Here is a 15,076-nt window from a genome sequence, read left to right on the forward strand (position 1 = left end):
ATCAGGAGTGGTTAATGAGCAAGACATGTCTAGTTACCGGCGGTGCAGGCTTTATCGGCTGTGCTTTGTCTCCTTTGTTGGCCGGGCAATTCAGCCGAGTTGTTGCTTTCGACAATCTCCACCCTCAGGTGCACCCAAGCGCAGAGCGGCCGGCGGCACTGGATTCGCGTGTTGAGTTTGTGAAAGGCGATGTCACCAGTCCTGAGGACTGGGATCGTGTCTTGAAAGACTTTGCTCCCGACGTTGTTATTCATTTGGCAGCGGAAACCGGCACTGGCCAATCGTTGATGGAAGCGAGCCGCCACGCTCATGTCAACGTTACCGGTACGACCCAAATGCTGGATGCGCTCGTGCGCAACAATCCGGAAGCGTTGCCTGAACGTATTGTTCTGACTTCCAGCCGTGCCGTTTATGGTGAAGGCGCATGGAAAGGTGCTAACGGCGCAATCGTTTATCCGGGCCAGCGCTCCCGTGAACAACTGGAGCGTGCCGAGTGGGATTTCCCGGGCCTCCAGGCTTTGCCGTTCAACTCTCATACCACGACACCTGATCCAACAAGTGTTTATGGTGCAACCAAGCTTGCTCAAGAGCATATTCTCAGCTCTTGGTGCCTTGCACTCGGCGTGACGCCTGTAATGCTGCGTCTGCAGAACGTTTACGGCCCAGGTCAGTCCCTGATCAACTCCTATACCGGCATTGTTTCTCTGTTTGCCCGTATGGCGAAAGAAGGGAAGAGCATTCCGGTCTACGAAGATGGCGTAATTATTCGCGACTTCGTTTTCATCGACGATGTGGCCAACGCGATTTTTGCCGCGACCATCCACTCCGACGGTACCACCAAGCCTTACGACGTAGGTTCGGGTGAAGCGACTAGCGTGGCCCAGTTGGCGGATATCATTTCTCGCTACTACAAGGCCCCTGAGCATCACATCAATGGCAAGTATCGCCATGGTGATGTACGTCACGCTTCTTGCACCATTGAGGAGACCAAGAATGTTTTGAACTGGTCGCCAAAAATCATGGTTGAAGAGGGTGTGCACATCCTTTGCAAATGGATTGATGATGGCGCTCAAGCCTGAAATCGTCTGATGTGAACGAAGGGTGATCTATTTTGATCACCCTTTTTTATGGCCTCGTTCTTCATGCTGGCACCATTGCCGGTACCTTACCTTGCAAACTTCTGACATACATTCAATGCTACCGAGCGTGCGGCCACACGCAATTCGGGAACAGCTGTAAGCTCCCAGTGATCGGCTTTTAGCATGGGGCCGACATAGCTTAACCAGTCACTTGGTTCCCCTTGAGTATTTTTCAGATAGTAATGATCGTTCACACAAACACCCAATCTCAGGGTGTCCGAAACAACCAATCCCTCCTTCAATAACTTTGTGATAAGCGGGCTAGCTGTTTTCTCTGGATTGGAAGTGGGGCCCGTGCAGTTCACGACCAGGTTGACGGTCAGTAATCTACTTGATTCCTTGCGTCGCTCCTTTATCACTGCAGTTACACAGCCGTTCACGACGTCCATCGAGATGATGCGCCCGGCCAGGGGAATTAGTTGGCCACGATTCAGTGCATCTTCAAATATCAGGAATGTTTCCGGTGCGACCCTGTGGCGATGTACGTCCCAGTAGCTTTGGAGGTGGCGCAGGAATCGGCGTCGTTCGCTATCGGGAAGACGTTTCCAGAGCTCTGCTGTTACGGGACGGATTGAGGCAATGATATCTCGCCAGTCAATTTGTTCATTTAACCCGGCTTCTATCGCATTTCGAATGATTTTCAAATAGCTCCGTATTGACGGCTTTGACTCGAGCAACCGATAACGTGTGTTTGTGTGATCCGTATGTTGACCTCTCGCGAGACGATGAGGTTTGGGTAGTAAGCCCCGTCGCGAAAGCATGTACACTTTGCCGGTATGCTTTGACTTCATCAAATTGCTGATGACATCGATTGCCGTAAGTCCGCCTCCGATCAGAAGTATCGGCTCATCCTTCTGGATTTTAGTGTCAGCGCGCTGTTCCCAAGGGTCTTGCTGATAGTAGTGCGTTTCGCTCACGGACCCGAGGCCCGATGGTGTGCTGGGAGGGAAATGTCCGAAAGCCAGCGTGACTTGATCAGCTGTGAATGTCTTTCCTGAGTCTAATTGGATGGTGGCCCCTCGACCGTTTGGAGTCAGGCTGACAACTTCAGCATTGATCTGAGTCGTTTTGACGCGTGGGGACGAACGTTCAATCGCTTGATTGAGCAAGTGTTCGAGATAGTCGCCATAGACTTTGCGCGAAACAAACGAGCTGGCTGTCACTTCCATGTTGCGTTCGAGGCAATAATTCAGAAAGGAATCCGGCTCGTCTGCCAAGGCTGTCATGTTGCCGGCTGGTACGTTTAAGAGATGCAGCGGGCTGTTCGTGCCATAAGCAAGCCCGCGAGCAATCAGTCCAGACCGATTGATGATGAGCAACTGAGCTTCGTGATGCACACGATTCAAGAATTCGATAGCAGCGACGGTTCCGCTGAAACCTGCTCCAACAACGGCGAACGTGTTCATGCTTCGAGGTTTTCTTGAAGCACAGCGAGAATGCGTTGTACGGATTCTTCGAGGCTTTCTTCAAGTGTGTTGATTCTTATCTTGGGGGCAAGAGGGGCTTCATACGCGGAATCAATTCCGGTGAAGTTCTTGATCAGCCCCTGTCTTGCTTTTCCGTACAAGCCTTTAGGGTCGCGTCGTTCACACTCGATTAAAGGCGTATCGATATGGACTTCTATAAAGTTTTTCTCGCCAATGACGCTGCGGGCCAAGTCTCTATCACGGCGGAAGGGTGATATGAATGCAGTTATTACGATAAGTCCGGCATCGAGAAATAATTTTGAAACTTCCGAAATTCTTCGAATGTTCTCTTCACGGTCTTGATCGGAGAATCCAAGATCGCTACATAGACCTAGCCTGACGTTATCTCCATCGAGAAGATAAGTGTGTCGTCCTGTTTCTAATAGTGCCAGTTCCAAGGCGTTGGCAATGGTTGACTTGCCTGCGCCACTCAACCCGGTCAGCCATATGACGATCGGTCTCTGTCCTTTAAGGGCTGTTCGATTTTCAGAGGTTACCACTTGAGGAGGTGAGGTCAGATTTCTGCTCATGATGCCTCTTTTACAAAAAATTGGTTACAAGTGGTGGATTTATTTAATGGTAAAGGAATATGCATTATTAATATTTTGAAGAAGGTCTGGATTTAATTTGAATAGCATTCGAATGGTCTCAAGTGTAGCTGAAGTCCCTGTGTGCCTCAATTTCATTTCCGCTTTTCCGGCCGCAACCTTTCTCAAAATATGACATTCTGTGCTTCAAAGGTTACATTCAGTTGTCAGAGTTGCGGTTTTTTAAGAGCGTCATCGGTCGTGGTGGTCTGGCAACCGATTTGATTTCACCTAGAGTCTCGGTAGACGGTTACAATGTGAAACGCTGACCTTGGTGAAAGGAGTGGGCACTAAGCCATTATGCTGATGGATAAAATTCGATCTTTTTTGTTGGGGTTACCGCGGCGCAAGAAACGGCTGATACAGGTTGCCACTGACGTCGTTCTCGTTTGGGGCGCGCTCTGGCTTGCGTTCATCGTGCGTCTAGGCATAGACGATATGTACAACCCCTTGAAGGTCCACTTCTGGCTCTTCGCTTGCGCACCGATTATCGCCATCCCCCTGTTTATCCGTTTTGGCATGTACCGTGCCGTCATGCGATATTTCGGCAATGATGCGCTCATCGCGATCATCAAGGCTGTAAGCCTCTCCTCACTGATTCTGGCTCTGGTGGTTTATTGGTATAGCAACCACGAGGCTGTAGTTCCCCGGTCCATCGTTTTCAACTATTGGTGGCTTAGCCTTGTCATCATCGGTGGCTTGCGCCTGTGCATGCGCCACTATTTCATGGGGGACTGGTTCACAGCCGCCCAGCACGTACCCTTTACGTCCCGGGATGATGGTCTGACGAAGGTGGCCATCTACGGCGCCGGCGTTGCGGGTAACCAACTGGTCGCCGCCTTGCGCATGGGGCGAACCATGCGCCCTGTAGCGTTCATAGATGACGACTCCAGCATTGCCGATCGTTCAATTTCCGGTCTGCAGGTGTACAAGCCCAAGCACATTCAGCAAATGATCGACGCCACCGGCGCGCAGGAAATTCTTCTTGCGCTCCCGTCTTCGACCCGCGCTCGACGCAGGGAGATTCTGAATCTGTTGGAGGGATTCCCACTTCACATACGCAGCGTGCCCAATTTCACCGATCTGGCCAGCGGTCGGGTGAAGGTTGAAGATATTCAGGAAGTGGATATTGCCGATCTGCTGGGACGGGATTCGGTGCCAGCGCAGCCAGACCTGCTCGAGCGTTGCATAAAAGGGAAGACCGTAATGGTCACCGGTGCCGGTGGTTCAATCGGTTCGGAATTATGCCGACAGATCTTTTCACTGGAACCGACCACGCTGTTGTTGTTTGAACACAGTGAATTCAATCTGTACAGCATCCTGACCGAGTTGGAGCAGCGTGGGTCTCGGCACTCTGTTTCTGTGCAATTGCTGCCGATCCTGGGCTCCATTCGTCATCAGGACAAGCTTCTCGATGTGATGAAGACCTGGAAAATCGACACTGTCTACCATGCGGCAGCATACAAACATGTGCCGATGGTGGAGCACAACATTGCCGAGGGTGTGCTCAATAACGTATTCGGAACCCTGAACACCGCTCAAGCGGCGCTTCAGTCCGGAGTGTCGAATTTTGTCCTGATTTCTACAGACAAGGCTGTGCGGCCGACGAATGTCATGGGCAGTACCAAGCGTCTGGCTGAGCTGACCCTGCAGGCGCTGAGTCGAGAGGTTGCCCCGGTGATGTTCGGCGACAAGGCCAACGTTTCCCGGGTCAATAAAACCCGCTTCACCATGGTTCGGTTCGGTAATGTTCTGGGATCGTCGGGCTCGGTGATTCCGTTGTTTCACAGCCAGATCAAATCCGGTGGCCCGTTGACGGTCACTCATCCGCGGATCACCCGCTATTTCATGACCATTCCCGAGGCTGCGCAACTGGTCATCCAGGCAGGGTCGATGGGACAGGGTGGGGATGTCTTTGTCCTGGACATGGGCGAGCCGGTAAAAATCGTCGAACTGGCGGAGAAAATGATTCACCTGTCGGGATTGAGCATTCGTTCCGAGCGTAATCCGCAAGGCGACATCTCCATTGAGTTCACGGGACTCCGTCCGGGAGAAAAGCTGTACGAAGAGTTGCTGATTGGTGACAACGTGGCAGCCACACCCCACCCGATGATCATGAGCGCCAGCGAGGACCATTTGCCTTGGGACTTGCTCAAGTTGCGTTTGACGGATTTGCTGACTGCTGTCGAACAGGATGATTATTCGCGTGTACGCCAATTGCTGCGTGACACCGTCAGCGGTTACACCCCCGACGGCGAGATCGTCGACTGGATCTACCAGCAACGGCGTCTCGAACCTTGATTGTTTCACATCCTGTAACGCTCGTATTTTTGACATAGCTCCACCATGACCTACGTTTGGAGAGCAGCTTCGGAAAAGCTGCTTTCTCAAATGATGATGGAGCGTCAAAAATGCGTACCGGTTACTTCTACTCTCTGATTTTTGCTTTCCTTGCCAGTGCCTCGATCGCCGCAATTGCCGCACCTGTTGCGCCAGCGGAGTCGCCAAAAGCGCCTTTGGTCATGGATACAGCGGCTCCTTCCCAAAGCGCAAAAGTCGATCTCAACGATGCTGACGCGGCGACGCTGCAAAAGGAGTTGTCTGGAGTCGGCGAGGCCAAGGCGAAAGCAATTGTTGCTTATCGTGAAACAAACGGGCCGTTTGCGTCGGTGGATGAGTTGCTGGAAGTGAAGGGTATCGGCAAGGCGATTCTGGATCGCAATCGCGACAAGCTGCAAGTCAACTAAGCTGAGTGTTCAACGCCAAGGGGCCGGTCATTGACCGGCCTTTTTTCCTTGCGCAGCGCATGACCGCGGGCAGTTGTGGAGAGGTCACCGGTCAGACAATTTAAAATTACGGCTATCATATTGCGTTTGGATTATGCCTATAATAATTTGCCGATGCATCAAGCCAGCGCGCCTCATCGGCAACGTCCTTCATCAAGCATTCCAGGAGCAATCTCATGAATTCCTTACAATCTCAAGGTACTGCTCTCGTTACCGGCGCATCATCCGGTATCGGTGCGATTTACGCTCAGCGCCTGGCGGCGCGTGGTTTTGATCTGCTGCTGGTTGCGCGTGACAAGGACCGTCTGGAAAGTGCAGCGAGCCAGTTGCGCGATGCCCATGGCGTTCAGGTTGAAGTGCTCAAGGCAGATCTGACGCAGAAGGATGACGTGCTCAAACTCGAACAACGCCTGCGTAGCGATTCGAGCATCAGCCTGCTGGTTAATAACGCCGGTGTGGCTTCTGACGGGTTGCTGGCCAATGCCGATATGGACCAGTTGGAGCGACTGATCCAGTTGAACATCACCGCCGTCACCCGTCTGGCATCGGCCGCTGCCGCGAGTTTTGCCAAGGCCGGGCGTGGCACGATCATCAATATCGCCTCGGTGGTGGCGTTGTTTCCGGAACGCTTCAATGCGACCTACAGCGCCAGCAAAGCCTACGTACTGAGCCTGACTCAGTCGCTGAACACTGAACTCGAAGGCACCGGCGTGCAGATCCAGGCCGTGCTGCCCGGTGTAACCCGCACCGAAATCTGGGAGCGCTCCGGTATCGATGCCAGTGGCATTCCGGCCGAAATGGTCATGGACGCGGGCGAGATGGTCGATGCGGCGCTGGCCGGTCTGGATCAGGGCGAGTTGGTCACCATTCCTTCGCTGCCCGATGCAGGCGAATGGCACGCCTTTGTTGCGGCTCGCCATGTCATGGCACCGAACCTTTCCCGCAACTCGGCAGCCCAACGTTACAAGTCCGGCAATTGAATTGATCAGAGGTCACCACGGTATGGATTCGCGTCGAATAGTCGTCACGGGCATGGGCCTGGTTTCACCCTTGGGCAGCGATCTCGAAGTCGTCTGGCAGCGGTTGCTGGCCGGGCGTTCCGGTCTGCGAAACCTGCCTGAAGCAGTGGTTGCTGATTTATCCACGCGAGTCGGCGGCGCGGTGCCGACGCTGGAAGAGGACGCTGAAGCAGGTTTCGATCCGGATCGCGCCACGCCACCCAAGGAACAGAAGAAGATGGACCGCTTCATTCTGTTCGCCATGGAAGCCGCCCGGCAGGCGCTGGAACAGGCTGGCTGGCATCCGTCGCAGAGCGAGAGTCAGGAACGTACTGCCACGATCATCGGCTCTGGAGTCGGTGGTTTTGGCGCGATTGCCGACGCCGTGCGCACCACCGACAGTCGCGGTCCTCGGCGTTTGTCACCGTTTACCATTCCATCGTTTCTGGTCAATCTCGCAGCAGGGCACGTGTCCATTCAACACGGCCTTAAGGGGCCGTTGGGCGCACCGGTGACCGCGTGCGCTGCGGGTGTTCAAGCGATTGGCGATGCGGCGCGTTTGATTCGCGCCGGCGAAGCGGATATTGCCGTGTGTGGCGGCGCGGAAGCCTGCATCGACCGCGTCAGCCTGGCCGGTTTCGCGGCCGCGCGGGCACTGTCGAGCGGTTACAACGACACCCCGGAGCGCGCGTCGCGGCCGTTCGACAGCGGTCGAGACGGTTTTGTGATGGGCGAGGGCGCGGGGCTGTTGGTGATCGAATCTTTGGAGCATGCCTTGGCCCGTGGCGCGAAGCCATTGGCCGAGCTGGTCGGTTATGGCACCAGCGCCGACGCCTATCACCTGACGGCCGGGCCTGAAGATGGCAGCGGTGCGCGGCGGGCGATGACGCTGGCACTGGCGCAGGCGGGTATCGAACCGGATCAGGTGCAGCACCTCAATGCGCATGCCACCTCGACGCCGGTGGGCGACCTCGGCGAGTTGGCGGCGATCAAAGCGTTGTTCGGCGTGCAGAATAAAATCGCCGTGACCTCGACCAAGTCAGCCACCGGTCATTTACTCGGCGCTGCCGGCGGGCTTGAAGCGATTTTCACGCTGTTGGCGCTTCGTGATCAGGTGGTGCCGCCGACGCTGAATTTTGACAATCCCGATCCGGCCAGCACAGGTGTGGACATTGTCCATGGCCAGGCGCGGTCGATGCCGATCGAATATGCATTGTCCAACGGCTTCGGTTTTGGCGGGGTCAATGCGAGCGTGTTGTTCAAGCGCTGGGAAGTTTAATCAGTCGATTGCTTGAGATGCTCGCGGGTGATGTCGAGGATGCGCTGAGCGAAGTCGGCGTCCGCGACGCTGCGTGACAGCAGCAGTGCGCCCGCCAGGGTTGCCATGATGACAATGCTGCGCTCAGCAATGTTCTCGCCTGCGAGCGTTCCTTGAATTTGTTCTAGGCGAGCATTGAGGACTTCGTCGCTGGTGGGGCTTGGCTGACCGCGCAGGCCCAACTCGGAAGAAATGGTCAGCAGCGGGCAGCCTTCGTGGGGCGAGGTCTGATGCCATTGCGACAGGTAGGTATCGATAAAGACTTGCAGCGGGTTTTCCTGAGCAAAAATCTCTTCACACAGACCCGCGACCTGCTCGCCGGCCTCTTGCAGGGCCTTTTCGACCAGGTCGTCCTTGGATTTGAAATGCGAATAGAAGCCGCCATGGGTCAAGCCCAGCGCTTTCATCAAAGGCTGAAGGCCTGTCGCGCCGATACCGTCCTTGCGAAAGCGCGCCGAGGCTTCCTTGATGATGCGCTGATGAGTCTGGGCTTTGTGATCTGGCGAGTAACGCATGTGGAGCTCTCCGCGACGATGCTGCCATCTTAACCACGGAAGATTAAATGGTGACTGTACTTCTAAAATCTAAAAGGCGGGCGGGTTAGTCCAATCGGGTTGGAAAAACAAACCCCGCCTTTATGGCGGGGTGGGTGTCAGCGGTCCTGTGCGTCTTTGGCGTCCGCTTCGGCATTACGCTGTGCAACGCGCTTGCGTTCTTCATCGGTCAGTTCGACCTTGTTGGCGGTGTCACGCAACATCATCAGTCCGCCGACAATCGAGCCGATTGCAACCACCAGAATCAACCAGGCATACCAAGGCATAACGGCTCTCCTTAAGGGCAGTTCGACGGGCGAGGATTTCGCCGTGCGACGCTGCATACCACGTTTGAGCGAAGTCTCTTCGCAGTGGTTCCATTCTAGGCCGCTTGTACCCGGTACACCCGAAATCGATCAATTGCCCGTCAGCATCGCATCAGCCGGCGCGTCGGCACGCAGTTGGCCGGTCATCAGGAAGTAGCCGAAACCGACGGCCATGAAACCGAGGAAGATCAAGCCGATCAACGCGTTGAACCACGCCATCGCCACCAGGCACACCACCGCCAGCACCAGTGCAATCAGCGGAATCAGTGGATAGCAGGGCGCGCGGAAGGTGCGTTCCAGATTGGGTTCCGATTTACGCAGTTTGAACAGGCTGAGCATGCTCATGATGTACATCACGATGGCGCCGAACACGGCCATGGTGATCATCGCGGCGGTCAGGGTCATGCCGCCGAGGTTGATCAGACCGTCGCTGTAAATCGCGGCAATGCCGATGATGCCGCCGACGATGATTGCGCGGTGTGGCGTCTGGAAGCGCGAGAGTTTCGCCAGCGAGGCGGGCAGGTAACCGGCGCGGGCAAGGGCGAAGAACTGCCGCGAGTAGCCGAGGATGATCCCGTGGAAACTGGCGACCAGACCGAACAGGCCGATCCACACCAGCATGTGCAGCCAGCCGGAGTTGTCACCGACCACGGTTTTCATCGCCTGCGGCAACGGGTCGTTGATGTTGGCCAGGGTGCGCCAGTCACCGACACCGCCGGCAAAGAACATCACACCCATTGCCAGCAACACCAGGGTCAGAATGCCGCTGATGTAGGCCTTGGGAATCGTGCGTTTCGGATCCTTGGCTTCTTCGGCAGCCATCGCCGCGCCTTCGATGGCGAGGAAGAACCAGATCGCAAACGGAATGGCCGCGAACATCCCGGCAATCGCCGGTGCACCAAATACATCCGAACCTGCCCAACCGTTTAGGGCGAAGTTGCTGAAACTGAACGCGGGCGCGACCACGCCCATGAACACCAGCAACTCGGCGACGGCCAGTACACAAACAATCAGCTCGAACGTGGCCGCCAGTTTCACGCCAAGAATGTTCAGGCCCATGAACACGATGTAGGCGCCCACCGCTGCGTGTTTTGGATCAAGCGCCGGAAACTGCACGTTGAGGTACGCGCCAATTGCCAGGGCGATGGCCGGTGGCGCAAAGACGAATTCAATCAGCGTGGCCAGACCTGCAATCAATCCACCTTTTTCGCCGAACGCGCGACGGCTATAGGCAAACGGCCCGCCTGCGTGGGGAATGGCGGTGGTCAGTTCGGTGAAGCTGAAAATGAAACAGGTGTACATGGTCGCGACCATGAACGAAGTCACCAGGAAACCCAGCGTCCCGGCCACCCCCCAGCCGTAACTCCAGCCAAAGTACTCGCCGGAAATCACCAGCCCTACGGCAATACCCCATAGATGCAAGGTGCCCAGCGTGGGTTTGAGTTGTGTGTTCATGCGTTTGCTCCCTGAACGGTTTGGAAAGCTCGGGGAGGGCGTGTGCAGTGGGCGTGCCATCGCGGTGAAACAAGTCGTAATGAGTTGAAAGCTGTCGTAGCGGGGATGTTCGCGGCTGGATGAGCGTTCTTCGTGCGCCAGTTGGGAGCAGCGGAAGCTGTTATGCCGCCTTCGCGGGCAAGCCGCTCCCACAGGTTTTTGCGTCGTCCGCAGAGTTTGATTCCAGCACGGGACCTGTGGGAGCCGGGCTTGCCCTCGATGGGGCCCGACCTGACGCTGCAAACCTGCTGTAACGCCCGCATAAAACCACTCTTTACGCTTTCTTTATGCCCAGCCAACCCCCTCGCTCTCGTTCCTTTACAGCCTCCTTTCCGACAATGCCTGCACACGCGGCAATACGCCGTAACACGGAGATCTTCCATGAGCGTTCTGGACGGGGTGTCACTGCTGTTGGCAGTGGGGCTGTTCATTTATCTGTTGGTTGCGCTGTTGCGCGCGGATCGGAACTAGGAGCGGCTATGCACAGTTATGACTATTGGCTGATCCTCGGGTTTTTTGCGCTGGTCTTGCTGCCGGCGCCGTTCCTCGGGCGCTTCTACTACAAAGTGATGGAAGGTCAGCGCACCTGGCTGACGCCGGTCCTCGGCCCGGTCGAGCGCGGTTGTTATCGCGTCGCCGGGGTTGATCCTGACGCCGAGCAGAGCTGGCAGAAATACACGCTGGCGCTGCTGGCGTTCAACCTCGCCGGTTTCCTCCTGCTATTCGCGATTCTGGTGTTCCAGGATCACTTGCCGCTGAACCCGCAAAATCTGCCGGGCCAGGAATGGACGCAAGCGTTCAACACTGCGGTCAGTTTCATGACCAACACCAACTGGCAGTCCTACAGCGGTGAAGCAACCCTCAGCTACCTGAGCCAGATGGTCGGCCTCACCGTGCAAAACTTCGTCAGCGCCGCCACCGGCCTCGCCGTGCTGGTTGCGCTGTGCCGTGGCATCGGCCGCAAGTCGACGAAAACCCTCGGCAACTTCTGGGTCGACATGACCCGCGCCACCCTCTACGGCCTGCTGCCGCTGTGCCTGTTGCTGGCGCTGTATCTGGTCTGGCAGGGTGTGCCACAAACCTTCGCGCAGTATGTGAACGCCGTGACCCTGCAGGGCGTCGATCAAGTGATCCCGCTCGGCCCGGCCGCCAGTCAGATTGCGATCAAGCAACTGGGCACCAACGGTGGTGGTTTCTTCGGCGTCAACTCGGCACATCCGTTCGAGAACCCGACCGCGTGGAGCAACCTGTTCGAAGTCGCTTCAATCATTCTGATTCCGGTGGCGCTGGTGTTCACCTTCGGCCACTACGTCAAAGACCTGCGTCAGAGCCGCGCGATCATCGCCTGCATGCTCGCGCTGTTCCTGATCGGTGGCGCGACCTCGCTGTGGGCCGAATACCAACCAAACCCGACTTTGAACAACGCGGCGGTTGAACAGACCGCACCGCTGGAAGGTAAAGAAGCACGTTTCGGCACTACCGCCACGGTGCTGTGGTCGGTGACGACGACGGCGGCCTCGAACGGTTCGGTCAACGGCATGCACGACAGCCTCAACCCACTGAGCGGCATGGTCGCGCTGGTCAACATGATGGTTGGCGAAGTGATCTTCGGCGGCGTCGGTGCGGGTCTCTACGGCATGTTGCTCAACGTGCTGATCGCGGTGTTCCTCGCCGGCCTGATGATTGGCCGCACGCCGGAATACCTCGGCAAGAAACTCCAGGCCCGCGAAGTGCAATTGCTGGTGGTGACGCTGCTGGTGATGCCGGTCGGTGTGCTCGTGCTTGGCGCCATTGCTGCAGTGCTGCCCGGCCCGGCGGCGACCATCAGCAACCCCGGCCCGCACGGTTTCAGCCAGTTGCTCTACGCCTACACCTCGGCGAGTGCCAACAACGGCTCGGCGTTCGGTGGTCTGAGCGCGAATACGCCTTTCCATAACCTGATGCTGGGTTTGGGCATGTTGATCGGCCGCTTCGGTTACATCCTCCCGGTACTGGCTTTGGCCGGCAGCCTGGCAATGAAGAAAACCGCACCGATCGGCCAGAACAGCTTTCCGACCCATGGCCCGCTGTTCGTGACCCTGTTGACCGTGACCATTTTGCTGGTGGGCGGCCTGACCTTTCTGCCGACCCTCGCGCTGGGCCCTATCGCTGAACATCTGAGCATGGGCTTCTAAGGAGTCAATGATGAATATGCCCGCAATCAAACCCGCCGCCGTCAAAGCGCCGGAACAAGCGAAAACCGCGATATCGGCCCTGTGGCGGCCAGCGCTGCTGCAAGCCTTCGTCAAACTCGACCCGCGGCAACTCAAGCGTTCGCCGGTGATGCTGGTGGTCGAACTGACGGCGATTTTCACCACCGTGCTGTGCTTCATTCCCGACGCCGAGGTGCCAACCTTCGTCGCCGCGCAAATCGCCTTGTGGCTGTGGTTCACCGTGCTGTTCGCCAACTTCGCCGAAGCCTTGGCTGAAGGTCGCGGCAAGGCCCGTGCCGACAGCCTCAAGGCTGGCAGCGAAGGCCTCAGCGCCCGGCGCAAACAGGCCAATGGCAGCTTTCAGGTGGTCCCCGCGACAAGCCTGCGCAAAGGCGATGTAGTCCGTGTCGAAGCCGGGGAGATGATTCCCGGTGACGGCGAAGTCATCGAAGGTATCGCGGCGGTCAACGAAGCGGCGATTACCGGTGAATCGGCGCCGGTGATTCGTGAGTCCGGTGGCGACCGCTCGGCGGTCACCGGCAACACGCGCCTGGTGTCTGACTGGCTGCTGGTGAAGATCACCGCTAACCCCGGTGAGTCGACCCTCGATCGCATGATCGCGCTGGTCGAAGGCGCCAAGCGCCAGAAGACCCCGAACGAAGTGGCGCTGGACATCCTGCTGATCGGTTTGACCCTGATCTTTCTGCTGGTGGTCGTGACCCTGCAACCGTTCGCCCGTTTCGCCAACGGCAGCCTGCCGCTGGTGTTCCTCGTGGCGCTGCTGGTTACGCTGATCCCGACCACCATTGGCGGTCTGCTGTCGGCTATCGGTATCGCCGGGATGGATCGTCTGGTGCGCCTCAACGTGATCGCCAAGTCTGGCCGTGCGGTGGAAGCGGCGGGTGACGTGCATGTGCTGCTGCTCGACAAGACCGGCACGATCACCTTCGGTAACCGTCGTTGCAGCGCGGTCTATGCTGCACCGGGTGTCAGCGGTCGTGACCTTGCCGAAGGTGCGTTGTTCGCTTCGCTGGCGGACGACACCGCTGAAGGTAAGTCCATCGTCGAATACCTGCGCGGTCTGCATCCGCAGCCGGAGCCCGCTCTGGAAACCCTGACCGCCGTACCGTTCAGCGCAGAAACCCGTCTGTCCGGCGTCGACTTTCAGGGCCGTGTCTACCGCAAAGGCGCGGTGGATTCGCTGCTGAGTTTCCTCGGCCAAAAACGTTCGGACCTGGCCCCGGCACTGTCGCGGGAAATCGACAAGATTGCCCAGAGCGGCGGCACACCGTTGCTGGTCTGCGTCGATGGCAAATTGCTCGGCGCAATCCACCTCAAGGACGTGGTCAAGCCGGGCATCCGCGAGCGTTTTGCCGAACTGCGCAAACTGGGGATCCGCACCGTGATGGTCACTGGCGACAACCCGCTGACCGCCGCTGCCATCGCCGCTGAAGCGGGCGTCGATGACGTCCTCGCCGAAGCCACCCCGGAGAAAAAACTCGCGCGCATTCGTCACGAGCAGAACGACGGTCGTCTGGTCGCGATGTGCGGCGACGGCGCCAACGATGCTCCGGCGCTGGCCCAGGCAGACGTCGGCATGGCGATGAACGACGGCACCCAGGCTGCCCGCGAAGCGGCGAACATGGTCGACCTCGACAGCGACCCGACCAAGCTGCTCGACGTGGTGCAGATCGGCAAGGAATTGCTGGTGACCCGGGGTGCGCTGACAACCTTTTCCATCGCCAACGACGTGGCCAAATACTTCGCCATTCTGCCAGCGCTGTTCGCTTCGATTTACCCGCAACTGGGCGTGCTCAACATCATGCAGTTGACCAGCCCGCAGAGCGCGATTCTCTCGGCGATCGTGTTCAACGCGTTGATCATTGTCGTGCTGATTCCGCTGGCGCTGCGCGGTGTGCGCGTGCAGGCGGCGAGTGCGGCGGCGTTGTTGCGACGCAATCTGCTGATCTACGGAGTGGGCGGGATTCTGGTGCCGTTCGTGGGGATCAAGGCGATCGACATGTTGCTCACGGCGCTGCATCTGGTGTGAGTCTCAGAAGAGGCCCTCACCCTAGCCCTCTCCCGGAGGGAGAGGGGACTGAACGGGGTGTTTACGAGAGTTGCACCGACCTGAAATATCGAGCCGAACTCAGGTTTTGAAAAGCACAAAGATCGGCTCCCTTTCCCCCTCGCCCCCTTGGGGGAGAGGGCTGGGGTGAGGGGGAAAAGGTCTCCCT

At 57.4% G+C, this 15,076-nt stretch carries 13 protein-coding genes; 8 read left to right on the forward strand and 5 right to left on the reverse strand.

Translation table 11 applies throughout. The annotated features are described in order from the left end of the window. Positions 1 to 14: 14 nt before the first annotated feature. Positions 15 to 1,079 (forward strand): NAD-dependent epimerase/dehydratase family protein, encoded by a 1,065-nt coding sequence (locus ACM6IV_RS23470; RefSeq protein WP_414871851.1) that lies wholly within the window; start codon positions 15 to 17, stop codon positions 1,077 to 1,079. Positions 1,080 to 1,165: 86 nt separating this feature from the next. Here ACM6IV_RS23470 and ACM6IV_RS23475 read toward each other — a convergent pair whose 3' ends face one another. Together ACM6IV_RS23475 and cysC are read right to left on the reverse strand one after the other, a co-directional pair. Beyond that, the gene (locus ACM6IV_RS23475) at positions 1,166 to 2,545 is read right to left on the reverse strand and encodes an FAD/NAD(P)-binding protein (RefSeq protein ID WP_414871852.1); all 1,380 of its coding nucleotides are present in this window, start codon (positions 2,543 to 2,545) and stop codon (positions 1,166 to 1,168) included. Continuing rightward, the gene (cysC, locus tag ACM6IV_RS23480) at positions 2,542 to 3,135 is read right to left on the reverse strand and encodes an adenylyl-sulfate kinase (RefSeq protein ID WP_414871853.1); all 594 of its coding nucleotides are present in this window, start codon (positions 3,133 to 3,135) and stop codon (positions 2,542 to 2,544) included. The genes ACM6IV_RS23475 and cysC overlap by 4 nt, the downstream gene beginning before the upstream one ends. Before the next feature lie 363 nt (positions 3,136 to 3,498). On the opposite strand from cysC, the gene ACM6IV_RS23485 reads away from it, so the two are divergent. From ACM6IV_RS23485 to fabF, 4 genes are all read left to right on the forward strand, one after another. Beyond that, positions 3,499 to 5,493 (forward strand): polysaccharide biosynthesis protein, encoded by a 1,995-nt coding sequence (locus ACM6IV_RS23485; protein WP_414871969.1) that lies wholly within the window; start codon positions 3,499 to 3,501, stop codon positions 5,491 to 5,493. 110 nt (positions 5,494 to 5,603) lie between these two features. After that, positions 5,604 to 5,939 (forward strand): ComEA family DNA-binding protein, encoded by a 336-nt coding sequence (locus ACM6IV_RS23490; RefSeq protein ID WP_414871854.1) that lies wholly within the window; start codon positions 5,604 to 5,606, stop codon positions 5,937 to 5,939. 215 nt (positions 5,940 to 6,154) lie between these two features. Then, entirely contained in the window at positions 6,155 to 6,958 is an 804-nt protein-coding gene (locus tag ACM6IV_RS23495) for an SDR family NAD(P)-dependent oxidoreductase (RefSeq protein WP_414871855.1), read from the forward strand. Between the two features lie 22 nt (positions 6,959 to 6,980). Further along, complete coding sequence (gene fabF, locus ACM6IV_RS23500; RefSeq protein ID WP_414871856.1) at positions 6,981 to 8,255, forward strand: beta-ketoacyl-ACP synthase II; 1,275 nt, start codon at positions 6,981 to 6,983, stop codon at positions 8,253 to 8,255. Here the strand turns inward: fabF and ACM6IV_RS23505 are convergent. From ACM6IV_RS23505 to eat, 3 genes are all read right to left on the reverse strand, one after another. Then, positions 8,252 to 8,809 carry a TetR/AcrR family transcriptional regulator gene (locus ACM6IV_RS23505; protein WP_414871857.1) on the reverse strand — a complete coding sequence of 186 codons (558 nt, stop codon included), beginning with the start codon at positions 8,807 to 8,809 and terminating at the stop codon, positions 8,252 to 8,254. The two genes, fabF and ACM6IV_RS23505, sit on opposite strands and share 4 nt — an antisense overlap. Before the next feature lie 137 nt (positions 8,810 to 8,946). Continuing rightward, positions 8,947 to 9,114: a DUF2897 family protein gene (locus ACM6IV_RS23510; protein ID WP_016770901.1), complete on the reverse strand. Its 168-nt coding sequence runs from the start codon at positions 9,112 to 9,114 to the stop codon at positions 8,947 to 8,949. A gap of 129 nt (positions 9,115 to 9,243) precedes the next feature. Next, positions 9,244 to 10,608, reverse strand: a complete 1,365-nt coding sequence (gene eat, locus ACM6IV_RS23515) for an ethanolamine permease (protein WP_414871858.1) — start codon at positions 10,606 to 10,608, stop codon at positions 9,244 to 9,246. A gap of 420 nt (positions 10,609 to 11,028) precedes the next feature. Between eat and kdpF the strand changes: the two genes are divergently transcribed. Genes kdpF through kdpB form a run of 3 tightly spaced genes read left to right on the forward strand, consistent with a single transcriptional unit; the run spans position 11,029 to position 14,889 of the window. After that, positions 11,029 to 11,118, forward strand: coding sequence for a K(+)-transporting ATPase subunit F (gene kdpF / locus ACM6IV_RS23520; protein ID WP_007899818.1), 90 nt, complete (start codon positions 11,029 to 11,031; stop codon positions 11,116 to 11,118). Between the two features lie 8 nt (positions 11,119 to 11,126). Then, positions 11,127 to 12,821, forward strand: coding sequence for a potassium-transporting ATPase subunit KdpA (gene kdpA / locus ACM6IV_RS23525; RefSeq protein ID WP_414871859.1), 1,695 nt, complete (start codon positions 11,127 to 11,129; stop codon positions 12,819 to 12,821). A gap of 10 nt (positions 12,822 to 12,831) precedes the next feature. After that, the gene (gene kdpB / locus ACM6IV_RS23530) at positions 12,832 to 14,889 is read left to right on the forward strand and encodes a potassium-transporting ATPase subunit KdpB (RefSeq protein ID WP_414871860.1); all 2,058 of its coding nucleotides are present in this window, start codon (positions 12,832 to 12,834) and stop codon (positions 14,887 to 14,889) included. Positions 14,890 to 15,076 lie beyond the last annotated feature (187 nt).

Origin of the sequence: Pseudomonas sp. IT-347P (assembly GCF_949768005.1) — a bacterium.
GTDB lineage: Bacteria > Pseudomonadota > Gammaproteobacteria > Pseudomonadales > Pseudomonadaceae > Aquipseudomonas.